Genomic DNA, 25,482 nt, shown 5'->3' on the forward strand with positions numbered 1-25,482 from the left:
CAGGTCACCCCCTACCGGCCACTACCCAGGAGACCGGTGGGGCCGGTAGCAACCAGCCCTATGACACGGCAGGCTTCGACACCAGGTAGGAGACATTCTGCTGCGACATGCCCGACAGGTCGGCTAGACGGGCTTGCGTGTAATGCTCCGGGTCCGCGTCTCGCAATTTCCGCAGCAGCCGGAGACGAGCAGCTTTCGCCCGCTCCCCCGCCCCGATAACGCCGCCATACTCCTCGAAGTGCTTGCGGACGAGCGCATCTCGCTCCTCGTCATCCATGGTCGGAGCACCTCCCGACAACCCAACGAAGCCGAGCACCCGGCCTCTGTACAAATCGCTGGTTCAGCCGCCGACCGAGCAGCAGGAGCACTCGAACTCCGAGCAGCGAAATCAAGTAGCTGATAAGTTGCCAGTCTTCGAAGACCACCGGCGCGTTGCATTCACGACACGCCGCCCGCCCTCCTAGTCGCACGGCCGAGACCGGGAGGGGCGAGGACTCGAACCTTTCCAACTCATTTCCAACTTCTGAGCACAGACACCACGGAACGGTCGAGGACCGATCGGGACATGGAACACCACAGATATTCGCCCTGGACCTGCAGTTTTCATGCTCGGCGGGGCAATCCCAGGACCTCCCGGGACCCCCAGAAATCCTGCGATCTTGTGCCTGGGTGTGCTTCGGTCCGGCGGGGTGAACGGACCGGTGGGCCTCATGGCGGCCGAACCGGCGACCGTATTCCGCCAATGTCGGTTCGTTGCGCCTGCGCAATCCCTCGCCGATGACGAGCACGACACCGTTCAAGGTCAGGAAGACACTGGTGTCGACGGGCGTGGTGAACAGCGCGTGCAGCGGGCGATCCAGGAAGGGACCCAGGACCGCGACGGGAAGAGTGGCGAGAACGATCAGCCAGGCAAGTCGCTGCGGAACGGTTTCCGCCCGCCGGGTTCGCAATGTGGCCAGGAAACCGGCGATGATGGCCAGCCAGTCACGCCAGTAGTAGCCGAGCAACGCGATCGCCGTGGCCACGTGCAATGCCACCACGAAGGCCAAATAGGTCGCGCCCCGGCCGGATCTTCCTACTGTCACCTGCTTCCAGCTACCACCGACCCAATCCGCGACCAGGACCGAGTGCCCCAGGCTCGAGATCGGGAACAGTTCGGTGACACCCTGTACGGCGCCGATGACAGCGGCTTGCAAGTAGGTGATCATCGGCTCGAGTTTCGCACGGGTGTTCCGCCGCAACCCTGAGAGCCCCATCGATGGGCAAATTGCCCGAATTTGCCGCTCTGCCAATCACTTACGAGGCCTGAGCGCCGGACGCCGCAGGCATCACTCGGCCTGTTCACATGGCTGCTACGAGGCGAAAAGCAGTATGAGGACACCAGATTCGCTGCCCGAAACCCGAATCGGCTGTCGGCTGAGTGAATTTCGGGTCATCACGCCCTGCGAGCCGGAGTAACCACCCGGCGAGTCCGACAGTCCACCAACCACTTGCTTGCCGATAAAGTGAAAAGGAGATATTTTGCTTTATCTGTCAGACGCTGTGACCTGCGTCATGGTCGACACCCTATGCGGACTGGCCGTGGCCCGATGAGGATTTGCATTGACCAGTTCCTGGACTACAGGCCGGGCCGTGCTCCGGCTCCGGCTGGGCGCCGCCGCCGGCGTGCTCGCCGCGGCCGTGTCGGTGAGCACGGCCGACGCCGAACCCGCACCGGCACCGGGCCGCGCGCTCGTCGTGCTCGGCGACTCGTACACCGCGAACCCACCGTGCGATGCGGTGCTGGTGAAGTGCGCGGACGAGAACAGCACCGGTCTGCAGGCGTGTTTACACGGCCCCACCTCGTGGCCCGTTCAACTGAGTGGGCTGATGGGCATCGCCGCCGAGGACTTCGAGAACAATTCGTGCTCCAGCGCGACCATCGATACCGGTCCGGTGACATCGACCGGGGAGAAGGTTCCCGGCCGGGACGGATACACCCTGACGCAGGAGGCGCTCGAAGCCGCTCGGGACGGGTCGTTCGGGCCGCGGACCCAGGTGGTGGCGATCCAGCTGGGCTTCAACGACGCGTGGCCGAAGGATGACGCGATCACCGCCGACGCGACCAGGGTGTTCACCTGTGTGTTCAACCTCGTCGAGGGCTGCGACGAGAACGCGGTGGCCGAGGGCCGGTGGCCGGTGCTCGATGCGATCACCGGAGCGGCCTACGCCGACCGCATTCGCAAAGTCGTCGACTACGTGAAGTACTACGCGCCGAACGCGAGGATCGAACTGGTCGGCTATCCCGAGGTGGCGCCGGAGAGCGCCTCGGAGTGGTGCTTCGACTTCCTCGGCCTCGTCCGCTGGGTGCAGCCACGGGCTCGCGCCATGGTCGAGTACTGGAATCGGCTCCAGGATGCGCAACGCGACGCGGCCGGGATGCTCCAGATCGACTTCGTCGACGTGAAGCAGGCGACCGCGGGTCACGGATTGTGTTCTGCCGATCCGTGGTTCAACGGCTTCCTCGATCCGCAGATCAACCTGGCCGGCTTGCCCTTCCATCCCTCACCCCGCGGGGACGCCGCCGTGGCCGCCACCGTCTACAGCCACGTCGCGCGCTGACACGGCCTCACCCTGCCAGCCGGACGAGTACCGCCGTGGCGCATCCATCGGAGAAGCAATGACGCTCACGTACACCCCAGAATCCGAATCGACCTCGGCGCCAACCGAATTCGCGTGGCGCGGCGTCCTGCTGGTCTCGGGGTTGATCACGCTCGTCTGGTCCGTCTCCGCGGCACGGTTCCAGCTCGCCGGTGACGAGCTGTACTACCTCGCGTGTGGCCGGCGATTGGCGGTCGATTACGTCGACAACGGACCGGTGATACCGCTGATCGCGCGGGCAGCCGACGTGATCGCTCCCGGATCGGTTCTCGCGCTGCGGATCCCGGGGTTGCTGCTGCTGATCGCGGTGTCCGTCCTCGCGGCGGCGGTGGCCCGCGAATGCGGTGCGCGGCCGCGCTACCAGATGCTCGCCGCGGCGGGGTACGCCGTCTCACCGTTCGTGGTCGCCTACACCGTGCTGGACAGCGTCGCATTCGACGTGGCGTTCCAGGCGTTGATCATCTGGCTGCTGGTTCGCTGGGTGCGCACCCGCCAGGACCGCTTGCTCATCGCCGCGGGTGTGGCGGCGGCGATCGACGTGCAGGACAAATGGCTGGTGCTGATGCTGGGGGCCTGTGTCGCCCTCGGCGTTCTCGCCGCCGGACCCCGCGAGCTCTTGCGCCGCCCCGCACTGTGGGCAGGACTGTTGATCTTCGCGGCCGCCATGACGCCCGCCCTGCTGTGGCAGGCCTCCCGCCATTGGCCACAGCTGGCGACCAACAGCGCCATCGCCCAGGAAACGGCGGGGAGCGACGGCGGACAGCTGGGGACGGTCGTGGCGATCATGGTGGTCACCGGATTCCTCGGCGGCGGGCTGGGCGTGCTGGGCCTGTACGGCCTGGCTCGCGAGCCGAAGCTGCGGCCGTATCGGTTCGTGCTGATCGCCGCCGTGCTGATGGTGGTTCTGGTCGTCGTCGGGCACGGCCGCTCCTATTACGTCGCCGGGATCGTTCCCGCGATCTTCGGCGCGGGCGCGTCGATCCTGTCCGGCTTCCTGGACGTCGCGGGTACCCGCGCCCTGCTGCTGCGGCGGTTGTTCACCGGCCTCACCGTCCTCTCGGCGGTGCTGACCGCCTGCTTGGCGCTGCTCCCCTACCCCAAGAGCTGCATCGACGTGCCGGACACCGGCTACTGGGGCTTTCTGCAGCACTACGGCAACGACAACTGGGAGGACCTGGCCGACGCGGTACACAAGGTGGCGATCGGCCTGCCGGCCGAGGAACAGGCCGGTGCCGTCGTCGTCACCGAGGCATACAACGAGGCCGGGGCGCTCGACCATTACGGTCGGTCCGAATGGATTCCGCCGGTCTACAGTCCCAATCGTGGCTTCGCCGAATGGGGTCCACCGCCGGACTCGGCCACGACCGTCATGTACGTCGGCTACAACGACGGACCGGAGTTGCGGGCCTTCCTGGCCAATTTCGCCCACACCGCACCGGCTTTGCAGATGGACAACCCGCTCGGCATCGCCGGACAGAATCACCACGTGACCGTGTGGATCTGCCGCGAGCCCCTGGTTCCCATGTCCGTTGCCTGGCCGAAGTTGACCTATATGGTTGTCCCACCGGCCTCTTGAGCGAGAGCGCCGACGTCATCGAGGATTTGCATTGATCAGTTTCAGGACCAGCAGCGGGGCCGTGCTTCAACTCAGGCTGGCAGCCGCCGTCGCCGTTCTCGCCGCGGCCGGCTCGATAGGCACCGCGGCCGCCGACGAACCGGCTCCGGTCGAGGGCAAAACGCTTGTGGTCATGGGTGATTCGTTCGCCGCGAACCCGCCGTGCGATGGGGTCCTGGTGAAATGCGACGGCAACAACGACGTCGCGGCACACGAATGCCTGCACCGCGACACATCCTGGCCCGTCCAGCTGAGCGCGCTCATGGGCGTCGCCGGAACCTCGGACTTCGAGAACGCCACCTGCACCAACGCGTCGATCGACAGCGGCCCCGTGACCTCGAGCGGGCAGCAGGTGCCGGGCCGCGACGGCTACACCCTGGCGCAGCTGGCGATCAAGGCCGCCAAGAACGGGGCGTTCGGGCCACGCACCCAGGTGGTGGCGATCCAGCTGGGAGCCAACGACGAGTGGCCGCATGATTCGGCGACCACCGCCGATGCCCCCGCCCAATTGACTTGCGCGTTCAACATCTCTCAGGGTTGCGATGCCGATGCGGTGTCCCAGGGCCGATGGCCCGATCTCGACACGGTCAACGGACCGGCCTACGCCGACCGCATCCGCAAAGTGGTCGACTATGTGAAGTACTACGCCCCCAACGCCAAGATCGAACTGGTCGGCTATCCCGAACTGGCCCCGGCGAACTCGACCGCCTGGTGTCTCGACGTCCTGGGCGTCTTCCGCTACGTCCAGCCCCGAGCCACTGCCATCAACGAATTCTGGAACCGCCTGGACGACGCCGAACGCGATGCCGCCCAAGCCCTTTCCATCGACTTCGTCGACGCCCGGACCCCCACCGCCGGCCACGGCCTCTGCTCCCCCGACCCCTGGCTCCTCTCCGTCCTGGACCCCAAGGTGAACCTCGTCGGCCTCCCCTTCCACCCCACGCCCCGCGGCGACGCCGCGGTAGCCGCCGAGGTGCACAGCCGCATCACGCAGACCCGTTGATCCGAAGTCACCCGCTATCCCGCGTAGGCGGTTTTGCCGCCGTCGATCACCATCTGGGCGGCGGTCATGTACGGGAAGTCGTCGGAGGCCAGGGCCAGGGCGAAGGCGGCTATCTCGTCGGGGGTGGCCATGCGGCGCAGGCCGGGGACGTGCTGCTTCCCGTAGACCTCGGTCATGGTTTTCCATACCTCGTCGGGCAGGTTCATCGCGCCCGCCGCGCGCCGGACCAGTTCGGTGTCGGTGGTGCCGGGGATGAGGGTGTTGATGCGAATGTTCTTGTCCGCGTAGTCGTAGGCGGCCGCTTGGACCATGCCGACCAGCCCGCGTTTGGCGGCGGTGTAGGCGGCCCGGCCCTCGGTGGTGGCGATGGCGTTGGACGAGGAGGTGACGACCACGACCCCGCCGCCGCGGGCGATCAGGTGCGGGATCTGGTATTTCAAGGCCAGGAAGTTGCCGCGCAGGTCGGTGTCGACGACGTCGTCCCATTCGGCGGAGCTGTACTCGTGCAAGGCTTTCTGCAGCGTGATGCCCGCATTGTTGAAGCAGACGTCGAGCCCGCCGTACTTGTCGGCGACCGCGTCCACGAACTGGCGCACGTCGGATTCCACCCGGACATCGGCCCGGATGTAGGTGGCTTCCCCGCCCGCGGCCCGGATCTGCTGCTCGACCTGGCGGCCGAGTTGTTCTCTGCGGCCGCAGAATCCGACATGCCCGCCCTCGGCGGCGAACATCAGGGCGGCCGAGCGGCCGATGCCGGAGGTGGCGCCGGTGATCAGTATCACCTTCCGGTCGAAACGCCGTGCGCCGGAAGGCTTTACCACGGGGGTCGGCGCCCCGCCCTGGACGAGGGCGATGCCGCCGGCCGCGCCCGCCGCCGCGGTGAGGGTCGCGGCGACTCCGGTGGTGGCGAGGAGCCGTCGCCTGCTGACCCCCGAGGCGGGGCCGGGTTCGGCGGCGGATTTGGGCTCAGCGCTGGCGTCCATAATGGATAGCGTAACTATCGGATAGTTCTACTGTCTACTCTCCGGATGGAATTGCCGCACAGCCGGAACCGACCTCGAACATGGCCACACCGTGCGCCGGAATATCGGCGGCGCTCAGCGCACCGGTGGTCGTGGTGTCGGTGTGCGTCCACAGATTGCGCACCGAGTAACACTCCGCCCGCCGCAATCCGGTTGCGGCCAGCCCGGTTTCGATGGTCGCCGCCCGATCGCCGGGATTGAACACGGCCACCGCCACCGCGCCGCCGGCGAGCGGCTTGACCAGAATCCGCCCGTCCCCCGGCAGCGGCGTCGCCTGCGCCACCCGCGAATCCTGGTCCACGGCAATGACATCGGCATTCGTCAGCAGGATGCGGGTCTGCTCGGACATCGCTCGCACATCGTTGCCGACGATCAGCGGCGCCGCCAGCATGGCCCACAGCGAGAAGTGCGCGCGCTGCTCCTCGGGATCGAGGCTGAACTGCGGATCACGCAGGCGGCCGACCACCTCGGGCGACAGATCGAACGACGTCTCGAGTTCCAGAATCTGGCGGGTGGTCAACGGCCCGGCCAGGACATCGGCGGGATAGCCCGCCAGATGCGCGCCGATGAACTCGGTCAGTGGCAGCCCGACCACCATCATGTCGGGATCGTTCCAGTAGCCCGGGCGGGTGCGGGTGGCCAGCGGTTCGGCGGCCCCCAGCTCGTCGGTGACACCGATCAGGCCGCGCCCGGATCGGGTGGCCAGGTGCTGGTCGGGCGCCCCGTTGTGCCACAGCGGAATCAGATCCGCGGTATTGCGGGTCATATCCGAGATGGTCGACCAGTCGTAGTCCCCGCCCGCGTGCAGGTTGCCGGAGCTGTTCGGGTTGATGCTGTAGACGATCCGCCGCCCGCTGGCGCGCAGGGCATCCCGCATGGCGGTGAAGGCGGGCACCTGCTCGGCGAGGTCGGTGTCGGCCCGGCACCAGTCGTATTTCAGGAAGTCGACGCCCCAGCCCGCGAAGGTCCGCGCATCCGCGGTCTCGTGCCCGCGACCGGCATTGCCGGGCGTCTGCCCGCAGGTCTCGTTGTAGGGGCTCGAGTACAGGCCCAGATACATGCCGCGCGCGTGCGCGTAGTCGGCGAGCGCGGCCATGCCGTGCGGAAACCGCTGCGGATCGGCCCGCAGGTTCCCGGCGGCGTCGCGTTTCGGCGCCGCCCATCCGGCATCCAGATTCACGTAGCGGTATCCGGCGTCGCGCATGCCGGAGCCGACCATGGTGTCGATGACCTCGTCGATGTTCTCCTCGGTCAGCGGAATTCCGGAATTCCACGAATTCCAGCCCATGGGCGGGGTGAGCCTGCCGCCGACCGCCGCGATCGGGGCGGGACGCGGCGGCGCGGCCGCGGTGTCGGCGGTCAGCAGGGCAGTGGCGACGACCAGCGCGAACGACAGGATTCCAACTCGCACGCCGGACGTCTCCTCGGGTGACGGAAGGTTCAATTGTGCGGCGGGAGCTGGCCGTCGGCCTTCACAGTAGTGCCGGTGAGAGTAAAGGTGACCACGCTGGGTCCGCCCTGGGGGCAGCACATGGGGTCGTTGCCGTTGAGCCAGTGGTAGGTGAGCGACAGCGAGGTGCGGGTCTTGCCGGTCACCATCGTGTACATGTACGGGTTGGGTGTGGCCGTCCCCAGATACGTGCCGTTGGTGAAGAACAGAACGTGGGTGTACGGGTGGTTGGTGTCGGAATTCACCGTCATCCAGGACAGCACCCCGGCACAACCCGCGGAGATCTGATCATCGGCGGCCTGCCCCGTCTTCCACCCGCCGACCGGCGGCGGCGACAGCCGCGCGATGGCCTCCCGGGCCAGGTCGGAATTGATGTCGAGGCAGAGCCCGTGGCCGCTGCCCGCCGGGGCGTCGGACTGCTGGGCAGCGGCGGGAGCCGAGGTGGGGGCCGTGGAACTGGGGCCCGTGGAGGTGGTGGTCCCGCAGCCGGTGGTCACCGCCGCGAGGGCAGCGCCCATCGCGAGAATGGCCACTGACCTGGTCTTCATGGCATCCCGCCGCGCACGTGTCACCTCTAGATCATCGGGGTGCCGGGAACTCGCGTTAGCGGCAGGGTCCCGATACGGGGGTCGCCGGCATGCCGCCGGCGGGTACCACGTTCTGCCACAAGCGATTCGCCGAACTACCCCCCAGCCCTACCTCTGATACGCCGCCACGAACGGCGTGTCGACACCCGCCTTGCCGAATCGGAAGGCGCCCCCGGGCGCTCCGAGCGCCTCGGTACGGCCGGGCAGTGGCTCGTCGAAGAACCGTCGATTCTCGGCGACGAATTCCTCCTGCCCGTCCGGCATATCGTCCTCGTAGTAGATGGCTTCGACCGGGCAGGCCGGTTCGCAGGCGCCGCAGTCGGTGCATTCATCGGGGTTGATGTAGGCCATGCGGTCGCCGATGCAGACCGATCCGGTCCGGGTCAGCGGCGGCTGCCAGCCGAGCCGGGGTGGCGGCGTGGTCTAGGTGGTGCGGGGTGGTGGGGCGGTTGAGGATCGGACCTCGAGGTGGACCGGGACGACGATGTTGGGCTGGTCGATCGGGCGGGAGTGGAGGGCGTCGATCAGGAGGGTGGCGGCGCGGCAGCCGATGGCGTGGCGGTCCACGGCCAGGGTGGTCAGGGCCGGGGACAGGGAGGGGGAGGTGGGGAGGTCGTCGTGGCCGATGACCGAAACGTCCTCGGGTACGCGGAGTCCGCAGTCGGCGGCGGACAGGTAGACGGTGTGGGCGATGTAGTCGCTGTTGGTGATGAACGCGGTGGGCCGCTCGTCCGGGTGCGCCCGCAGGGCCGCGGTGACGGCGGGGCGGGCCGCGTCGGCGGAGAGTTCGGTGGTCACCGGGAGGGCGGTGAAGCCGAGTTCGGCGCCGAGCCGCCGGAAGCGTTCCAGCCGTTCGGGATCCGGGGACTTCTCCGGTGGCGCCACCACCATGGCCAGCCGCCGGTGTCCCAGTCCGAGCAGATGCCGCACCGCGAGATCGACCGAGGTCTCCTGGTCCGAGCGCACGCTCATGGTGAGCCCGGGATGCTCGCGGTCGGCGGTGTCGAGCAGCACCACGGGCCGCCGGGTGACCGAATGCCATTCCCGTGCATGCGGACTCGTGCCGATGGGCGCGATGGCCAGCCCGTCCACGGCCCGATGCTGGAAAGCATCGAGCAGCTGCCGCTCCCGGCCGGCGTCGTAGCGCGAGGAGCCGACCATGACGTCGTAGCCCGCGGCGGAACAGGTTTCGTCGAAGCCGTCGATCACATCCAGGAAGTGCGGGTTGCGCAGGTTGCGGATGAGCAGTCCCAGTACCCGGGTGCGCCGGGTGCGCAGGGCGACCGCGGAGGCATTGGGCCGGTAGCCGAGTTCGGTGGCGCGTTGGAGAATGCGCTCTCGCAGCTGGTCGCTGACGCCGGGCCGCCCGGCGAGTGCCAGGCTGACCGCCGAAATGGAGACTCCGAGCGATATCGCCACATCGCGCTGCGTGATCGGTTCGCTCCCGGCTACCACGGAGAGAAACACTAGCGAACGGAGGCTGAACTCGGATGACCGCGCTCTGAACTCTCGACAACGTCCGGTGCGAGCGCTCGCTTCGACGCCTCTACCTTTGCTAAAACGATTGAGCAATTCGATCTCCCCAGGAAGGACCATCGTGTCCAGCGATGCCTTTTCAGTCCTCGACTCCACCGAGCTGACCACCTTCCACCGCAAGGTGACCGTGCTCTCGGCCGCCGGCATGTTCCTCGACGGCTTCGACATCACGGTGATCGCGGTCGCGCTGCCGACCGTCACCAAACAGTGGCACCTGTCCACCTTCATGGCCGGTGCGCTCTCCGCGGCCGCGGTGGTCGGAATGTTCGTGGGCGCGTTGGTCTTCGGCCGCCTCACCGACCGGCTGGGCCGCAAGAAGATGTACCTGGTGAACCTCATCGGGTTCGTCTTCTTCGCCCTGGTCGCCGCGCTGGCCCAGGATGCCTGGCAGCTGCTGGTCTGCCGCTTCCTGCTGGGCCTGGCCCTGGGCGCGGACTACACCATCTCCACCTCGCTGCTCGCGGAATACGCGCCCGCCCAACGCCGCGGCAGCCTCATGTGCCGCCTCGGCGCCACCTGGTTCGTGGGCGCGGCGACCACCTACGCCTTCGCGCTGGCCCTGCTCCCGCTCGGCGACGCCATGTGGCGCGTCATGCTGGTCCTGGGTGCGGTATTCGCGCTGATCGTGCTGTGGATGCGGCGCAGCATCCCGGAATCCCCGCGCTGGCTGGCCGCCCAGGGCCGCGGCGAGGAGGCGAACGCGGTGCTCACCGGACTCGGCGACGCCACCGCACGGCTGTCCGGACCCGCTGCGCCGCAGCATGATTCGCCGTGGCGCACGCTGCTGACCATGCCGCTGCTGCGCTACACGTTCTTCTGCTGCGGGTTCTGGTTCATGTACACGCTGTCGTACTACGGCATCACGCTGTACACGCCGACCATCCTCAAGCAGGTCACGACCAGTACGACCGGCACCTACACGGGTTCGCTGATCATCGCCCTGGTCGGCGTCGCGGGCGCGTTCACCGGTGTCGCCCTGGTGGATCGGGTGGGCCGCCGTCCGCTGCTGATCGTCGGCTTCATCGGCATGTTCCTCGCGCTGACGGTGCTGGCGCTATGGCAGAACCCGGGGCTGACCGGCCTGGTGGTGCTACTCGGGGCGGCGGTGCTGTTCGCCAATTCCGGGCCGGGCATCGTGAACCTGGTCTATCCGAGCGAGGTCTTCCCGACCGCCGTGCGCGCCACCGCCAATGGCCTGGGCACCGCGGTGTCGCGGATCGGCGCGATCATCGGCACCCTGTGGCTGCCCACGCTGATCAAGTCGTGGGGCCTGCACCACGTGCTGTGGCTGTTCGTAGGCGCGAGTGTCATCGGCCTGACCATCGCGGCCACGCTGGCCCCGGAGACCAAGGGCCGCCCGCTGGAAGAGCTCTCGGCGGAGATCTCCGGCCGGGCGCAATCCGGTTCGGCCGCACCGGAATCCGTGGGTTGAACCGGTGACCTTTCCCGATCACACGATCCGGCCGGGCGCGGCACTCGACGCGGACGGCCGGTATCGGGGCCTGGAACGCGGTCCGGCCGAAACGCGTTCGACCCGTAGCGAGCTCGCGCCCGGCGCCACCCTCGACCCGGGCGCGACCGTGGCGCGATTCGTCCAGCTGACCGACTTCCAGATCGCCGACCCCGTCTCCCCCGGCCGTCTCACCTTTCTGCACGGATTGGCGGGCCGGCCCGGGTGGGAGTTCATGTTCCCGGCCTACCGCCCGCAGGAACCGGTGGCGTTGCAGGCCTTCGAGGCCACCATTCGCACACTGCGCGAACTCGGCACGGGCACCATCGATTTCGTCGTCACCACCGGCGACAATATCGACAGCGCGCAGTCCAACGAGCTGTCTGCCCTGTTCGCCCTGCTGGACGGCGACACCGTACTCGACCCGAACTTCGGTGCGACCGAGACGAAAACGCTGCCCGCGTACGCCGTCTCGGCCGAGTTCTACAATCCGGAACCGGAATCCCGCGACGTCTACAAGCGCGAGCACGGATTCCCCGACGTTCCGGGCCTGCTGGCGGCCGCCGCCCGCCCCTTCCGCACCCGCGGCCTGGGCGTGCCCTGGCTGGCCTGCTTCGGCAACCACGACTGCCTGGTCCAGGGCCGCGCGCCCGTCACTCCGGAGTACCAGGCGCTGGTCACCGGCGACAGTGCGCCGAGGGCGCTGGGCATCGAGCCGCCCGCCGATCCGATGCGGCGGTACCTGCCCGATCCGACCGTGCTCTCGCAGGGTCCGGCCGTACCCATCGCCGCCCGGGCCGACCGCCGGGTCATCAGCCCGGCCGAATACGTGCGCGCCCATCTGGACAGCCCCACCGAGCCGCGCGGCCACGGCTTCACCGAGCAGAACCTGATCGAGGGCACCACCTACTACAGCTACGACGCGGTCCCCGGCGTGCGGATGATCGTGCTGGACTCCACCCACCCCGCCGGGCACGTCACCGGCAGTATCGGGGCACGCCAATGGGATTGGCTGGTCAGCCAGCTGATCGCGGCGCACTCGTCGTATCGCGGCGAGGACGGCGCGATCGTCCGGACCGGGAACCGGGACCGCGTCGTGATCATCGCCTCCCACCACGGTCTGGGCATGCTGACCAACACGACACCCGACCCGGACGGCGAAACCCGCTACCTCGCCGCCGATCTGGAGGCGCTGCTGCACCGCTTCGGCAATGTGGTGCTGTGGATCGCCGGGCACGAGCACCGCAACGAGGTGACCCCGCGCCACCGTCCCGATCCGCAGGAGGACCACGCGGGCGGATTCTGGCACGTACTCACCTCTGGTCTGTGCGAATGGCCCTGCCAGACCCGTCTAATGGAACTGGTCCTCCCCCAACAGGATTCGAATCACCTGATCATCCGCTCCACCATGATCGATCACTCGGCCCCCGAACGCCCCGGCCCGGCCCTGGAGCTGCTCGACCTCGCGTCCCTGCATCGCGAGCTGTCGTTCAACGAGCCCACCCGGGTCGGCGGACCGCACTCCGCGGGCACCCCGGCCGATCGCACCGTGGACCTGATCGTCCCCGTATCCCCCGCACTGCTCACCTCCCTGCGCGGTGCAATCGCAGGTAGCGAACGGCCCTCGACGGGCGATCACGACGGCAATGCCGTGGTCCTGGGCCCGAAATGAGCCACGGCCGGCAGGGCGGAGCGACGGTTCCGGTCCGCCGGCCCCGGCCTGCCGCTGTGCGACAATGCGGCATGAGCATCAAGATCGACGGCCTCGATTCCGCGCTGCTCGCGGAGTTGGCGGCCGATCCGCGGGTGCCGATTCTGGAGTTGGCACAGCGGCTGGGGATCGCGCGCAACACCGTGCAGGCGCGGATGAAGCGGCTCGAGGCGTCCGGTGCGGTGCGGGGGTATCCGCCGGACGTGGATCTGCAGGCCATCGGGTTCGCGGTGCACGCGTTCCTGGGCATCGAGCTGAACCAGAACAAGATGAACGACATCGTCGAGGCATTGCGGGAGTTCCCCAACGTGCTCGAGGTGCACGCGACGACCGGGCGCGGAGATCTGCTGGTGCGGATCGCGGCCCGGTCCCAGCCGGATCTGCTGTCCATCATCCAGCGCGTGCACGCGATTCCCGGCGTGAAGCACACCGAAACCATGCTGGCCCTCGCGACTCCGGTCGAGTACCGGTCGCTGCCGCTCGTCGAGCATCTGACGAGCCAGCCCGCCGAATGACGAACCGGCCCCGGCGCAGCAGGAGATGGGCCGGGACCGAGGACACTCGAGCCGACTTCCGCGTGGATGCTCGAGCAAAATGCTACGTACGTCACAGTGTTCCAGATCACTTTTGAGCAGTCTGATCAACTTTTCGCGCATCTGTTGACACGGATCACACATCACGGCAGATTTCGCTGCACCGATCGCTTTGGTCCCTTGGTTTGCAGCTCACGATCTGGGCTGTGGAGAGTGTGGTGACTGTTCATGACCGACGTTGCCTGCGCGCCTGCCCGACAGGCCGAACCGGCTACGCCCTACGACCTCGCCGACCGCTACCGGTCCGGCGCAGGCCCGGTCCTTCTCACCGGTGTGCAGGCCATCGCCCGCCTGCTGGTGGAACAGCATGTCCGCGATATGCGCGCCGGCCACCGGGTCGCGACTTTCGTATCCGGGTATCAGGGCAGCCCGCTGGGCGGGGTCGACAAGATGCTGCTGGGCATGCCGAATGTGCTGTCCGAACACGACATCGCCTTCGTGCCGGGCTTCAACGAGGAGCTCGCCGCCACCTCGGTGTGGGGTAGCCAGGCGGATCTGCCCGCCGGGGCGGCGACGCACGACGGCGTCGTCGGTGTGTGGTACGGCAAGGGGCCCGGCGTCGACCGGGCCACCGACGCCATCCGGCACGCCAATATGTACGGGGTGAATCCGCGCGGCGGCGTGCTGCTGCTGGTGGGCGACGATCCGGCCTCGAAATCCTCGACCGTGCCCGCGGTGAGCGAGCGGTCGCTGGCGGCCATGGGTGTGCCGGTGCTGTTCCCGCGCAATGCCCGCGAGATCATCACCATGGGTATGCAGGGGGTGGCGCTGTCGCGGGCCTCGGGCTGCATCGTGGCCCTGAAGATCGTGGCGGATGTCGCCGACGGCGCGTGGACGGTGGATTCCTCGGTCGCCGACCTCCCCATCTCCGTACCCGAAGTGCAGTGGGAGGGAAAGACTTTCGCCTACCGGCAGCGGCCGATGGCGGCGCCCGCGGACAGCGTGCTGGCCGAGGCCGACCTGTACGGACCGCGCTGGGCAACCGTGCGCGCCTTCGGATCGGCCAATGATCTCGACGTCATCGAGGTGGATCCGGCGCACGCGCGGATCGGCATCGCGGCTACCGGCACCACCTTCGACGCGGTGCGTCAGGCGCTGGTCGATCTGGGTGTGGACGAGGCGGCCATGCACCGCGAGGGCATTCGCCTGCTGCGCATCGGCATGCCGTATCCGGTTGGGGCACAGCGGGTCACCGAGTTCGCCCGGGGGCTGGAGCAGGTGATCGTGGTCGAGGACAAGACCGCGTTCATCGAGACCCAGATCCGCGAAATCCTGTACGGCACCGCCGATACCCCGCAGATCCTCGGCAAGCTGGACGGAAACGGCCTGCCGCTCATGCCGTTCGACGGCGAGCTCACCGCGGGCCGGCTGCTGGCCCCGCTGCGACGGGTGCTGCGCGACCGCGTCGAGCTGAAGAAGGCTCCGCCGCCGGCGCTTTCACTGGAGGTGCTGTCCGCCAAGCGCACCCCGTACTTCTGCAGCGGCTGCCCGCACAACCGCTCCACCGCCCTGCCCGAGGGCTCGATCGGCGGTGGCGGCATCGGCTGCCACACCCTGGTCACCCTGTCCGGACGCAGCGACAGCGCGGTCACCGGCCTGACCCAGATGGGTGGTGAGGGCAGCCAGTGGATCGGGCAGGCGCCGTTCACCGATGTGCCGCACCTGTTCCAGAACATCGGCGACGGGACGTTCTTCCACTCCGGGCAGCTGGCCATCCAGGCGTGCGTGGCGGCGGGGGTGAACATCACCTACAAGCTGCTCTACAACGAGGTCGTCGCCATGACCGGCGCGCAGGATGTGGAGGGCGGGCTGACGGTCGCGAAGCTGACCCACAAGCTGACCGTCGAGGGTGTGAAGCAGATCGTCATCTGCGCCGACGATCCCAAGCGGCACAACAGGAGGGCGCTGGCCAAGGGCACGCTGCTGTGGCATCGCGACCGGCTCGACGAGGCGCAGAAGATGCTGCGCGAGATCGAGGGCGTCACCGTCCTGATCTACGACCAGCACTGCGCCGCCGACGCCCGCCGCCAGCGCAAGCGCGGCACGCTGCCGGTGCGCAATACCCGCGTGGTGATCAACGAGGCGGTGTGCGAGGGCTGCGGCGACTGTGGCACCAAGTCGAACTGCCTGTCGGTGCAGCCGGTGGAGACCGAGTTCGGGCGCAAGACGCGCATCGACCAGACCTCCTGCAATACCGACTACAGCTGCCTGGACGGCGACTGCCCGTCGTTCGTGACGGTGGAGTTGAACCCGGATGCCAAGGGGCGCAAGGGCTCCAAGTCGGCCGCTCCGAAGCGCCGGAAGGCGGCCGAGCCGCCCATGGTGGCCGATCCGGGGCTCGGCGCGCCGCTGGGCACGCAGAACGTGCTCATCGCGGGCATCGGCGGCACCGGCATCGTGACGGTGAACCAGGTGCTGGCCACCGCCGCGCTGCGGGCCGGGTACGCGGTCGAGAGCTTGGACCAGATCGGTCTCAGCCAGAAGGCCGGGCCGGTGCTGTCCCACCTGCGGTTCTCCACAACGGAATTGGAGCCGTCCAACCGGCTCACCCCGGGCAGCGCGGACTGCATCATGGCCATCGATCTGCTGACCGCCGCCGATCCCAAGAACCTGCAGTACGGCAATCCGGCTGCGACGGTCGTGGTCGCCTCGACCAGCCAGACCCCGACCGGTGACATGGTCTATGACAAGTCGGTCACCTACCCGGAGACCGGGCCGCTGCTGGATCGGCTTGCGGCGGTGTCGGATTCGCAATTCGGCTTCGATGCCCTGGCGGCCGCGCAGCAGCTGTTCGGGAATACCGCCGCCGCCAACTTCCTGATGGTCGGCGCGGCCTTCCAGACCGGCGGCCTGCGGCTGCCCGCCGCGGCGATCGAAGAGGCGATCACCATCAACGGGGTCGCGGTGTCGGCCAATATCGCGGCATTCCGCTGGGGTCGCGTGGCCATCGCGGATCCGGCAGCCTTCGCGGCGGCCACCGATACTGCTGCGGCACAGCGCACTCCGCGCGTCGTCCCTGCCGAGCTGCTGGCGGGCACCAGCTTCGAGGGCGAGGTCCGGCGACTGGTGGAGCTGCGGGCCGCCGAGCTGATCGGTTACCAGAACGCCAAGGTCGCCCGCCGCTACATCGACACCGTCCAGGCCGCCTGGAGCGCCGAGCGAGCGGTCACCGAGCGCACCGAGTTCAGCGAGGCCGTGGCGCGCGGGCTGTACAAGTTCACCGCCTACAAGGACGAGTACGAGGTCGCCCGGCTGCTGGTCGACCCGGCCTTCCTCGACGAGGTGCGGGCGCAGGTCCCCGGCGGCGAGAACCTCACCTACAAGCTGCATCCCCCGGTGCTTCGCGCCCTCGGCCGCAAGAAGAAGATCGGCCTCACCCCCAAATCCCATGTGGCCCTGAAGCTGCTCGCCAAGGGCAAGTCCCTGCGCGGCACCAAGCTCGACCCCTTCGGCTACGCCCATGTCCGAAAGGTGGAGCGGGAGTTGCTGTCCCACTACACCGGCATGGTCCACCGCCTCGCGGCCGATCTCACCACCGACGGCTACGCCACCGCCACCGAGGCGGCGGCCCTGCCCGACCTGGTCCGCGGCTACGAGGACGTGAAGCTCGGCAATGTCGAGCTCTACCGCGCCCGCCTCCGCGAGCTCGGCCTCGACGGCTGACCCGGCCGCTCACCCTTCCCAACTCCACACCCGACGCGGTACGGCGGCATCGTTCCCGCCGCCGTACCGCGGTGACCTGTGCCCGGAATCCGGGCACGACACCCGGCCGCCCACCACGCGGCCACCACCCAGCCGCCACAAGCGGCGTCCACGAAAGGAATCGATTGTGACCGCAATGCACACCGACGCAGGGGTTTTCGGCCGCTCGCACGAGTTGAGCGCCCGGCGCCACGAGCAGGTGGTGTTCTGCGAGGACGACAAGAGCGGACTCAAGGCGATCATCGCGATTCACTCGACCACGCTGGGCCCGGCGCTCGGCGGCACCCGGATGTACCCCTACGCCTCGGAGGCGGCGGCGCTGGACGATGTGCTGCGACTGTCGTGGGGCATGACCTACAAGGCAGCCGCCGCCGGTCTGAACCTGGGCGGCGGCAAGGCCGTCATCATCGGCGATCCGGCCCTCGACAAGAGCGAGGAGCTGTTCGCGGCCTACGCGCGGTTCGTCGAATCCCTCGGTGGGCGCTACATCACCGCGGGCGATGTGGGCACCAACACCGATGATCTGGACGCCATCGGCCGCTACACCAGCCATGTCACCGGCCGCAGCATCGCGGCCGGCGGTTCCGGCGACAGCGCCCGGCTCACCGCGCTGGGCGTGTTCAACGCCATGCGCGCCGGCGCCGAATCCGTGTGGGGCGCGCCCACGCTGGCGGGCCGCACGGTCGGCGTCGAGGGTGTCGGCAAGGTCGGCCGCGAACTCATCCAGCTGCTGCTCGCCGACGGCGCGGAGGTCTGCGCTACCGACGTGAACGAGGCGGCACTGGAACGCATTTCGAAGGACAATCCGTCGGTTCGACTGTTGAGCAACGTATCCACCGCTCCGGTCGACGTCTACGCCCCCTGCGCCCTCGGCGGCACGCTCACCGTGTCCAGCGCCGAGGCCATCGAGGCGAAACTCGTCTGCGGCGCCGCCAACAACCAGTTGGCCACGCCCGCAGTGGAATACGCCCTGAACGAGCGAGGCATCACCTGGGTCCCGGATTTCGTGGCCAATGGCGGTGGGCTCGTTCAGGTGGCCGGTGAGCTGCGTCAGGCAGCGCCGGCCGAGGTCGAAGATGCGGTGAGGGGCATCTTCGACCGCTGCCGCGACATCATCGCGGAATCCAAGGCCGAGGGAATCGGCACCGGAGCGGCGGCCAACAGGTTCGCGGAGCGGCGTCTCGACGCCATCCCGCGGGCCCTCTGATCGCCGCACCGTAGTTTCAGAGAGGAGACGACAAGTGGCGTTCGCGAGCGGAGTGTTCCGCACCAAATCGGTCGAGCAGTCGATCCGGGATACCGATGAGCCGGATTCCAAGCTACGCAAGGATCTGACGGCGAGGGATCTCACCATCTTCGGTGTCGCGGTGGTCATCGGGGCGGGCATTTTCACGCTCACCGCCCGGACCGCGGGCACGGTCGCGGGACCCTCGGTCTCGCTGGCCTTCGTGTTCGCGGCCATCGCCTGCGGGCTGACGGCGTTGTGCTACGCCGAATTCGCCTCGACCGTGCCGGTGGCGGGCAGTGCGTACACGTTCGCGTACGCCACTTTCGGCGAGATCATCGCCTGGATCATCGGGTGGGATCTCATTCTCGAGTTCGCCCTTGCCGTTTCGGTGGTCGCCAAGGGGTGGTCGCAGTATCTCGGCGAGGTGCTCGGCGGCCTGGTGAATCCGGTCGCGCACGTCGGATCCATCTCGTTCGACTGGGGCGCGGTGGTCATCATCGCCATCGTCGGCGTGCTGCTGGCCACCGGCACCAAACTGTCCTCGCGGGTCTCGGCCGTGGCGGTGGCCATCAAGCTGGCCGTGATCGCGCTCGTGCTGGTGGTCGGCGCCACCTACTTCAAGGCGTCCAACCTCAGCCCCTACATCCCGCCGTCGCAGCCCTCCGCGCAGGCCGGTGGCGTGCACCAGTCGCTGTTCTCCTTCCTGACCGGTTCCGGCGGAACGAATTTCGGCTGGTACGGCCTGCTGGCCGCGGCCTCGCTGGTGTTCTTCGCCTTCGTCGGCTTCGACGTGGTCGCCACCACCGCCGAGGAGACCCGCAACCCGCAGCGTGATGTCCCGCGCGGCATCTTCGGCTCGCTGGCCATCGTGACGGTGCTCTACGTCGCCGTCTCGCTGATCCTCACCGGTATGGTCCCCTACACCGAGCTCGCGAGCGGAAACGCCACCCTGGCAACCGCTTTCGCCCTGCACGGTGCGACCTGGGTGAAGAACATCATCTCCATCGGCGCACTCGCGGGCCTCTCCACGGTCGTGATGGTCATGTTCCTCGGCCAGACCCGCGTCCTGTTCGCCATGGCCCGCGACGGCCTGCTCCCCCGCAGCCTCGCCCACACCGGCAAGCACGGCACCCCCGTCCGCCTGACCGTCATCGTCGGCGTCGTCTGCGCCCTCCTGGCCGGTTTCGTCGACTTCGGCACCCTCGAGGAAATGGTCAATATCGGCACCCTCGTGGCCTTCGTCCTCGTCTCCCTCGGCGTCCCCATCCTCCGCCGCACCCGCCCCGACCTGAAGCGCGGCTTCCGAGTACCGCTCGTCCCCGTCGTCCCCATCCTCGCCGCCCTGGCGTGCCTCTGGCTGATGCTGAACCTCTCCATCGAAACCTGGCTCCGCTTCGTCATCTGGATGGTCCTCGGCGTCGTCATCTACTTCACCTACAGCCGTCGCCACTCGAACCTCGGCAAGCAAAAGGCCCCCGCAGCCGAATCCATCCCTGCCGCCGAACCCGACCCGGTCCCCTAACCCGGCCCGAACAAGACCAGGGAGCTGTCACGGTGGGAATTCGCCCGAATTCCCGCCCCGACAGCTCCCTGATCTTGTTCCCCGGCCGCGTGACGAGGGACGATAGCCCGATGGAACTGACAGCGGTGCCCATCGAAAATCCCGATGAGCTCAATGTCATCATCGGGCAATCCCACTTCATCAAGACCGTCGAGGACATGCACGAAGCCCTCGTCGGCACCGGCCCGCAACTCCGCTTCGGGCTGGCCTTCTGCGAAGCCTCCGGCCCCCGCCTGATCCGCTGGTCCGGAAACGACGACGACCTCGTCGACCTCGCCACCAAGAACGCAACAGCCCTCGCCGCCGGCCACTCCTTCATCGTCTTCCTCCGCGACGGCTACCCCGTAAACGTCCTCAACGCGATCCGCCACATCCCCGAGCTCTGCACCATCTTCTGCGCCACCGCCAACCCCGTCGAGGTCCTCATAGCCGAAACCTCCCTCGGCCGCGGCATCATCGGCGTCGTCGACGGTGCACCGCCCCTCGGGATCGAAACGGAGACCGACCGCACCGACCGCCACCACCTCCTCCGCGCCATCGGCTACAAACTCTGACCCCGCTACCTCGGGGAAGTTGACCGCCGCTCTCGCATTCCAGCAGCGCCCGCGCTGCGTTCATCGCGGAGTGGAATCGGGTGTTTGTCGTACAGCGTCTAGTGGGTTGGACGTGGGCTGATACGTTGGCTGGGTGACGCAGATGCATGACGTGACAGCGGTGGAGCGGGCGGATTTGGAGGAGGCGGGAACCAAGGCTTATTACGTCGCGCAGGGGGTGGGGGATGAGGGGTTCGAGCGGTTTGGGGCTACTGGGTCGACGGTGAGTGTGTGGGCGGCTTCCAGGCAGCATGGGGCGCCGCCTTCGGCGTTGCTGGCGCGGGCGGTGGAGCGGTGTGCGCCTCGGGAGGGGGCGCGGGTGGCTCGGTTGACGATGGAGATTTTGGGGCCGGTGCCGGTGGGGGACGTCGAGGTGCGGGCGTGGGTGGAGCGGCCGGGGAGGCGGGTCGAGCTGGTGGGGGCGGAGTTGGTGGCGACGCAGGCGGATGGGAGCCGGCGGGCGGTGGCGAAGGCTTCGGCGTGGCGGATTGCCACGTCGGACAGTTCGTCGGTGGTGCATACGGCCGACGCGCCGCTACCGGCGGTGCCGGAGGCGTCCGAGATCGGGTGGGGCGTGCCGGACGGGTGGGATGTCGGGTATGTGAAGTCGGTGGACATCCGGGCGGTGGAGAGTGACGACGTCACCCGGCGGGTGTGGGTGCGGCCCCTCGTCGAGGTGGTCGAAGGGGAGGAGATCTCACCGCTGGTGCGGGTGTTCTCGGTGGCGGATGTGGCCAATGGGATTGGGGCGCAGCTGGATCCGTATCAGTGGACGTTCCTGAACACCGACCTGACGATCGACCTGTTCCGGCTACCGGAGGGCGAGTGGATCGGGCTGGCGGTGCAGACGTCGATCGGGCCGGACGGGGTCGGGATGTGCTCGACCGTGCTGCACGACGAGCGCGGGCCGATCGGGCGGTGCCTGCAGATTCTCGAGGTGCGCGCCCGGGCCTGACCCGGCGATAAGGAAACCGATATCGTCGATGGGATGGATCCGCTGCGTCAGTTGCGCTACTTCATCGCCGTGGCCGAGGAGTTGCACTTCGGCCGGGCGGCCGAGCGGCTGCGGATCGCGCAGCCGGCGCTGAGCCAGCGAATCCGCAAGCTGGAGAGCGATATCGGGGCCCGGCTGCTGGAACGCGACAGCCGGCGGGTGGAGCTCACCGAGGCGGGGCAGATCCTGCTGGTGGAGGCGCGGGACCTGATAGCACGCTGGGAGCGAGCGAAATCGCTGGTCGGCAAGGCGCATCGGGGTGAGATCGACGCACTGCGGGTGGGCGTGCCGCCCGAGCTGGCGGGCCGCGTGCTGGCCGCCATCCTCACCGCGTTCGAGAGCCGCCAGGTGCGGGTGGACCTCCAGGAGCTGACCACCGCCGAACAGGTGCGACTGCTGGCCGATCGGCAACTGGACGCGGGGCTGCTGCAGTACCCGGTGGATGTGGTCGGCCTGGAATCGGGCCCGGCGGTGGAGACCCCGCTGGGCGTGGTGCTGCCGCGTGATTCCCCGCTGGCCGCGCGGGCCGCCCTCACCCTGGCCGATCTGGCCGGGCACGGACTGGTGATCTTCCCGCGCGCCGCCGCGCCCGGCCTCTACGACGCCACCCTGCGCACCTGCTGGGAGCACGGTTTCCGCCCCACCTCGGTGCAGCACGCCCGCAATCCCGAATTCGTGCTCGGCATGGTGCTTTCCGGCCGCGGCGTCGCCTTCGACCAGGGCCTGGTGGCGCAGAAGGAGCCGCGCGTGGTGTGGCGGCCGCTGCCCGAGGGCACGCTGAGCTGGCGGCTCGCCCTGACCTGGCCCGCCGCCGCCCCGCACCCGCTGGTCCGGGAACTCGCCGACCTCATCGTCACGGTCGTGCAGGGTGACGGCGCGTCCAAGCCCGCCCCGATTCAAGACACGCCGCAGCGCCGGCCCTGGGATGTGGTCGCGGGCCGGCCGTGATCGATGCGCTCGACGGCCAGTCGCGCCGCCGCGCCGATCGCCCGATCCACCGCGGGCTGCCGCCCGGCCAGGCTGTGTGACGCGGTGAAAACCGCGACCGCGTACCGGCTTCCATCCGGATACCCGACCACCCCGATCTCATTGCGGATCCCGGGCAGCGTCCCGGTCTTGGACCAGATGTCCGTGCCCGGCGGAAACGCCGACGGCAGCCGATGCCCGTACACCTGCTGCCGCATCAGATCCCGCACGAACCGGCACGCCTCGGGCGAACCCGCGCGATCCTCGCCGATGAGCCACAGCAGCCGGGTCATATCCCGCGCGGTCCCGGCCGTGGTGCGCAGCGGATCCACCGCGCGCGAGCCGAACACCTCCGCCGCGCTGGATTCCGGGTAGCGCCGGGCGAATTCGTGCAGGTCACGCGCACCGATGTCCTCGGCCATGCTGTAGAGGATGTCGCGCAGCGAGCCCATGATCCGGGTGCCGGTGAGCCCGAGCTCGCGCGCCAGCGACCGCACATTCTCCACGCCGACCCGATCGAACAGCAGGTCGGCGGCGGTATTGTCGCTCACGCTGAGCGCGAAGTAGGCGGCGTCGCGCAGGCTGAATTCGACATCGTCGTGGCAGCCCGCCGTGCCGACTCCGCCCAGCCGGTCCGCCGCCGTGGCCCGCACCCGATCGGCCGGATCGAGCTGCCCCGCCGCCACCTGCCGCGCGAACTCCAGCACCAGCGGCACTTTCACCACCGAGGACAACACCACCGGTTCGTCGGCGGCCCAGCCGAATTCGCCGTCACAGTCGAAACAACGGGCATGCACCCGGCCCTCGACACCGGCCGTCCGGAAGATCTCGTCCACGCCCCCAGCATTCCCGGTGCCCCGATCGGCCCGTCAACCGCCCGTGACGCCGCCCCACGACACCCCGCACGCTGCGACGATATCGATTGCTATATCGGTTCTCGTCCGTGTTGGTCTTGGACAGCCACCGGTGATCCATGTTGGGGTGGCTGTCATGGCAGAGTTCAGCAGGAAGGCCCTCACCGGTGTCTGCGCCGCGGCCATGCTGGTCACGGCGACGGCATGCTCCGGATCGGATGCCACGTCCGGACTGTCCAAGACGGTCGACGGCTTCGCGGACGCCCTGAACCGCGACGACGTACCGGCGGCCGCCAACGCCACCAGCGACCCGGCCAAGGCCTCCGCCGCGCTCGGCCCGCTCTACGACAGCCTGGGCAAGCGGGTGCATTTCGCGGCGAGCAAGGTCGAGAAGACCGACGACGGCGGCACGTTCACGCTGGCCGCCACCTGGAAGCTGGGCAAGGACGGCAAGAACGAGTGGACGTACACCACCTCGGGCCGGGCCACGCAGTCCGGCGGCGACTGGAAGATCCAGTGGGATCCCGCGACCGTCGCGCCCGGCCTCGATGTCGGCCCGCTGTCCTACAGCCTCGTCTACCCCGACCCCGCCAAGGTCCTCGACAGCGCCGGCGGTGATCTGCTCACCCAGCAGGTGGTGACGCTGGTCAATGTCGCGCCCGGAGCCGACCCGGCGGCCGTCGCGGCAGCCCTGCAACCGGTCGCACCGGATGTCACGGCCGCGAGCCTGCAATCGGATCTGGCTGCGGCCCAGGGCAAACCGATCACGGCGGTCACTCTGCGCGAATCCGATTACGCCACCGTCCAAGCCGCCCTCACGAACCTAGCGAATGTGACCACCGCCCAGCAGACCCGGCTGCTGGCCGTCGACAAGGCCCTGTCCTCCCCGACCTTCTCGGGCCTCTCCGATCTGTGGCAGCAGCAGGCCGACGCCGCCGCCGGCTGGGCCGTGCGCGCCCAGGGCAGCGACGGCACGCAGCGGGTGGGCGGCCCGGATCCCAAGCCGGTCACCGATATTCACACCACCCTCGATATCGGTTTGCAGCGGGCCGCCGAGGCCGCGCTCGCCCCGATCATCACCCCGGCCGCCATTGTCGCGGTGCAACCGTCGACCGGAAACGTGCTGGCCATGGCACAGAACGCGGCCGGTGACGCGCAGGGACCGATCGGGCTGACCGGGCTGTACCCGCCGGGCTCGACCTTCAAGACGGTCACCGTCTCGGCCGCGTTGCAGGCCGGCCAGGTCACTCCCGACGCCATGGTCGCCTGCCCCGGCAAGGAGAACATCGAGGGCCGGGAGATCCCCAATGACAACAACTTCGACCTCGGCCAGGTGCCGCTGCACACCGCCTTCGCCAAGTCCTGCAACACCACCATGGGCCGGCTGGCGGTCCAGCTCGCGCCGGACGGGCTGACCAATGCCGCCGCCCAGCTCGGGCTCGGCATCGACTATGTGACGCCCGGACTGACCACCGTCACCGGCAAGGTGCCCACCGCCGACACGCCCGCACTGCGGGTGGAGGAGGGTATCGGGCAGGGCAAGGTGACCGCCTCGCCGTTCGGTATGGCGCTGCTGGCCGGCGCGCTGGCGCAGGGCAGGGTCCAACCGCCGACGGTGGTCCAGGGCCAGCCCGGCAAGCCCGACAGGCAGCCGCCCGTGCTGCCGCCGGGGATTGCCGATCAGGTGAAATCCATGATGCGGGAAACGATTACGGGCGGCACCGCCACGGAACTGCGTGATATTCCCGGTCTGCTCGGCAAGACCGGCACCGCCGAGTACATCGATAACAAGCACGCGCACGGCTGGTTCGTCGGCATCGACGGGGATCTGGCGTTCGCCGTCTTCATCAGTGACGCGGGCAGCTCCGAGCCCGCCGTGCAGGCCGCGGGTCGCATGCTGCGCGCACCGCACTGACTCCCTACGACACCAATTCGGTTTCCCACGGCACCAATTCCATACGGCGCGAGCCGAATACA

20 protein-coding genes and 1 pseudogene are annotated in these 25,482 nt (G+C 68.6%); 13 read left to right on the forward strand and 8 right to left on the reverse strand.

Features of this window, described 5'->3' with window-relative positions:
• Nucleotides 1-58 precede the first annotated feature (58 nt).
• Both ACFXHE_RS33790 and ACFXHE_RS33795 read right to left on the reverse strand, forming a co-directional pair.
• A complete protein-coding gene (locus tag ACFXHE_RS33790) occupies nt 59-277 on the reverse strand; it encodes a hypothetical protein (RefSeq protein WP_379388736.1) in 219 nt (72 codons plus the stop codon).
• The gene (locus tag ACFXHE_RS33795) at nt 270-1,208 is read right to left on the reverse strand and encodes an undecaprenyl-diphosphate phosphatase (RefSeq protein WP_379388737.1); all 939 of its coding nucleotides are present in this window, start codon (nt 1,206-1,208) and stop codon (nt 270-272) included. Before ACFXHE_RS33795 ends, ACFXHE_RS33790 begins: the two co-directional genes overlap by 8 nt.
• 394 nt (nt 1,209-1,602) lie before the next feature.
• Between ACFXHE_RS33795 and ACFXHE_RS33800 the strand changes: the two genes are divergently transcribed.
• The 3 genes from ACFXHE_RS33800 (at nt 1,603) to ACFXHE_RS33810 (ending at nt 5,258) form a co-directional block, all read left to right on the forward strand.
• The gene (locus ACFXHE_RS33800) at nt 1,603-2,601 is read left to right on the forward strand and encodes an SGNH/GDSL hydrolase family protein (protein ID WP_379388738.1); all 999 of its coding nucleotides are present in this window, start codon (nt 1,603-1,605) and stop codon (nt 2,599-2,601) included.
• Between the two features lie 58 nt (nt 2,602-2,659).
• Nucleotides 2,660-4,216 carry an ArnT family glycosyltransferase gene (locus ACFXHE_RS33805; RefSeq protein ID WP_379388739.1) on the forward strand — a complete coding sequence of 519 codons (1,557 nt, stop codon included), beginning with the start codon at nt 2,660-2,662 and terminating at the stop codon, nt 4,214-4,216.
• A gap of 61 nt (nt 4,217-4,277) precedes the next feature.
• Nucleotides 4,278-5,258: an SGNH/GDSL hydrolase family protein gene (locus tag ACFXHE_RS33810; protein WP_379388740.1), complete on the forward strand. Its 981-nt coding sequence runs from the start codon at nt 4,278-4,280 to the stop codon at nt 5,256-5,258.
• Between the two features lie 14 nt (nt 5,259-5,272).
• Here the strand turns inward: ACFXHE_RS33810 and ACFXHE_RS33815 are convergent, their stop codons facing one another.
• The 5 genes and pseudogenes from ACFXHE_RS33815 to ACFXHE_RS33835 all read right to left on the reverse strand — a co-directional run bounded on the left by ACFXHE_RS33815 (nt 5,273) and on the right by ACFXHE_RS33835 (nt 9,772).
• The gene (locus ACFXHE_RS33815; RefSeq protein WP_379388741.1) at nt 5,273-6,241 is read right to left on the reverse strand and encodes an SDR family NAD(P)-dependent oxidoreductase; all 969 of its coding nucleotides are present in this window, start codon (nt 6,239-6,241) and stop codon (nt 5,273-5,275) included.
• Nucleotides 6,242-6,275: 34 nt separating this feature from the next.
• Nucleotides 6,276-7,691, reverse strand: a complete 1,416-nt coding sequence (locus ACFXHE_RS33820) for a glycoside hydrolase family 27 protein (RefSeq protein WP_379388742.1) — start codon at nt 7,689-7,691, stop codon at nt 6,276-6,278.
• Between the two features lie 29 nt (nt 7,692-7,720).
• Nucleotides 7,721-8,302 carry an LppP/LprE family lipoprotein gene (locus tag ACFXHE_RS33825; RefSeq protein ID WP_379388743.1) on the reverse strand — a complete coding sequence of 194 codons (582 nt, stop codon included), beginning with the start codon at nt 8,300-8,302 and terminating at the stop codon, nt 7,721-7,723.
• Between the two features lie 123 nt (nt 8,303-8,425).
• Nucleotides 8,426-8,677, reverse strand: a pseudogene (locus ACFXHE_RS33830) (ferredoxin family protein); the annotation flags it as partial.
• 63 nt (nt 8,678-8,740) lie between these two features.
• Nucleotides 8,741-9,772, reverse strand: a complete 1,032-nt coding sequence (locus tag ACFXHE_RS33835) for a LacI family DNA-binding transcriptional regulator (RefSeq protein ID WP_379388744.1) — start codon at nt 9,770-9,772, stop codon at nt 8,741-8,743.
• Here ACFXHE_RS33835 and ACFXHE_RS33840 point away from each other — a divergent pair.
• The 9 genes from ACFXHE_RS33840 to ACFXHE_RS33880 all read left to right on the forward strand — a co-directional run bounded on the left by ACFXHE_RS33840 (nt 9,711) and on the right by ACFXHE_RS33880 (nt 22,633).
• On the forward strand, nt 9,711-11,285 hold the full coding sequence (locus ACFXHE_RS33840; RefSeq protein WP_379388745.1) for an MFS transporter: 1,575 nt from the start codon (nt 9,711-9,713) through the stop codon (nt 11,283-11,285). The two genes, ACFXHE_RS33835 and ACFXHE_RS33840, sit on opposite strands and share 62 nt — an antisense overlap.
• 4 nt (nt 11,286-11,289) lie before the next feature.
• Nucleotides 11,290-12,975 (forward strand): hypothetical protein, encoded by a 1,686-nt coding sequence (locus ACFXHE_RS33845; protein WP_379388746.1) that lies wholly within the window; start codon nt 11,290-11,292, stop codon nt 12,973-12,975.
• A 71-nt stretch (nt 12,976-13,046) separates the two neighbouring features.
• Nucleotides 13,047-13,529 (forward strand): Lrp/AsnC family transcriptional regulator, encoded by a 483-nt coding sequence (locus ACFXHE_RS33850; RefSeq protein WP_354834356.1) that lies wholly within the window; start codon nt 13,047-13,049, stop codon nt 13,527-13,529.
• 246 nt (nt 13,530-13,775) lie between these two features.
• A complete protein-coding gene (locus ACFXHE_RS33855) occupies nt 13,776-17,270 on the forward strand; it encodes an indolepyruvate ferredoxin oxidoreductase family protein (protein WP_379388747.1) in 3,495 nt (1,164 codons plus the stop codon).
• A 175-nt stretch (nt 17,271-17,445) separates the two neighbouring features.
• Nucleotides 17,446-18,516: a Glu/Leu/Phe/Val dehydrogenase gene (locus tag ACFXHE_RS33860; protein WP_379388825.1), complete on the forward strand. Its 1,071-nt coding sequence runs from the start codon at nt 17,446-17,448 to the stop codon at nt 18,514-18,516.
• A gap of 34 nt (nt 18,517-18,550) precedes the next feature.
• Nucleotides 18,551-20,059, forward strand: a complete 1,509-nt coding sequence (locus tag ACFXHE_RS33865; RefSeq protein ID WP_379388748.1) for an amino acid permease — start codon at nt 18,551-18,553, stop codon at nt 20,057-20,059.
• Between the two features lie 110 nt (nt 20,060-20,169).
• On the forward strand, nt 20,170-20,652 hold the full coding sequence (locus ACFXHE_RS33870) for an adenosine-specific kinase (RefSeq protein ID WP_354834347.1): 483 nt from the start codon (nt 20,170-20,172) through the stop codon (nt 20,650-20,652).
• A 142-nt stretch (nt 20,653-20,794) separates the two neighbouring features.
• Nucleotides 20,795-21,646 carry a thioesterase family protein gene (locus tag ACFXHE_RS33875; RefSeq protein ID WP_379388826.1) on the forward strand — a complete coding sequence of 284 codons (852 nt, stop codon included), beginning with the start codon at nt 20,795-20,797 and terminating at the stop codon, nt 21,644-21,646.
• Between the two features lie 33 nt (nt 21,647-21,679).
• Entirely contained in the window at nt 21,680-22,633 is a 954-nt protein-coding gene (locus ACFXHE_RS33880; RefSeq protein ID WP_379388749.1) for a LysR family transcriptional regulator, read from the forward strand.
• On the opposite strand, the gene ACFXHE_RS33885 is transcribed toward ACFXHE_RS33880, so the two are convergent.
• Nucleotides 22,582-23,487 carry a serine hydrolase gene (locus ACFXHE_RS33885; protein WP_379388750.1) on the reverse strand — a complete coding sequence of 302 codons (906 nt, stop codon included), beginning with the start codon at nt 23,485-23,487 and terminating at the stop codon, nt 22,582-22,584. The two genes, ACFXHE_RS33880 and ACFXHE_RS33885, sit on opposite strands and share 52 nt — an antisense overlap.
• Before the next feature lie 154 nt (nt 23,488-23,641).
• Here ACFXHE_RS33885 and ACFXHE_RS33890 point away from each other — a divergent pair, with 154 nt between their 5' ends.
• Nucleotides 23,642-25,420 (forward strand): penicillin-binding transpeptidase domain-containing protein, encoded by a 1,779-nt coding sequence (locus tag ACFXHE_RS33890; protein ID WP_379388751.1) that lies wholly within the window; start codon nt 23,642-23,644, stop codon nt 25,418-25,420.
• Nucleotides 25,421-25,482 lie beyond the last annotated feature (62 nt).

Origin of the sequence: Nocardia sp. NPDC059229, from assembly GCF_042754165.1 — a bacterium.
GTDB lineage: Bacteria > Actinomycetota > Actinomycetes > Mycobacteriales > Mycobacteriaceae > Nocardia.

What these genes read in the sequence shown, in the direction of transcription:
- ACFXHE_RS33790 (WP_379388736.1), bottom strand. Translation starts at nt 277, where the DNA reads ATGGATGACGAGGAGCGAGATGCGCTCGTCCGCAAGCACTTCGAGGAG.
- ACFXHE_RS33795 (WP_379388737.1), bottom strand. Translation starts at nt 1,208, where the DNA reads ATGATCACCTACTTGCAAGCCGCTGTCATCGGCGCCGTACAGGGTGTC.
- ACFXHE_RS33805 (WP_379388739.1), top strand. Translation starts at nt 2,660, where the DNA reads ATGACGCTCACGTACACCCCAGAATCCGAATCGACCTCGGCGCCAACC.
- ACFXHE_RS33815 (WP_379388741.1), bottom strand. Translation starts at nt 6,241, where the DNA reads ATGGACGCCAGCGCTGAGCCCAAATCCGCCGCCGAACCCGGCCCCGCC.
- ACFXHE_RS33840 (WP_379388745.1), top strand. Translation starts at nt 9,711, where the DNA reads ATGGAGACTCCGAGCGATATCGCCACATCGCGCTGCGTGATCGGTTCG.
- ACFXHE_RS33850 (WP_354834356.1), top strand. Translation starts at nt 13,047, where the DNA reads ATGAGCATCAAGATCGACGGCCTCGATTCCGCGCTGCTCGCGGAGTTG.
- ACFXHE_RS33855 (WP_379388747.1), top strand. Translation starts at nt 13,776, where the DNA reads ATGACCGACGTTGCCTGCGCGCCTGCCCGACAGGCCGAACCGGCTACG.
- ACFXHE_RS33860 (WP_379388825.1), top strand. Translation starts at nt 17,446, where the DNA reads ATGCACACCGACGCAGGGGTTTTCGGCCGCTCGCACGAGTTGAGCGCC.
- ACFXHE_RS33870 (WP_354834347.1), top strand. Translation starts at nt 20,170, where the DNA reads ATGGAACTGACAGCGGTGCCCATCGAAAATCCCGATGAGCTCAATGTC.
- ACFXHE_RS33875 (WP_379388826.1), top strand. Translation starts at nt 20,795, where the DNA reads ATGCATGACGTGACAGCGGTGGAGCGGGCGGATTTGGAGGAGGCGGGA.
- ACFXHE_RS33880 (WP_379388749.1), top strand. Translation starts at nt 21,680, where the DNA reads ATGGATCCGCTGCGTCAGTTGCGCTACTTCATCGCCGTGGCCGAGGAG.
- ACFXHE_RS33890 (WP_379388751.1), top strand. Translation starts at nt 23,642, where the DNA reads ATGGCAGAGTTCAGCAGGAAGGCCCTCACCGGTGTCTGCGCCGCGGCC.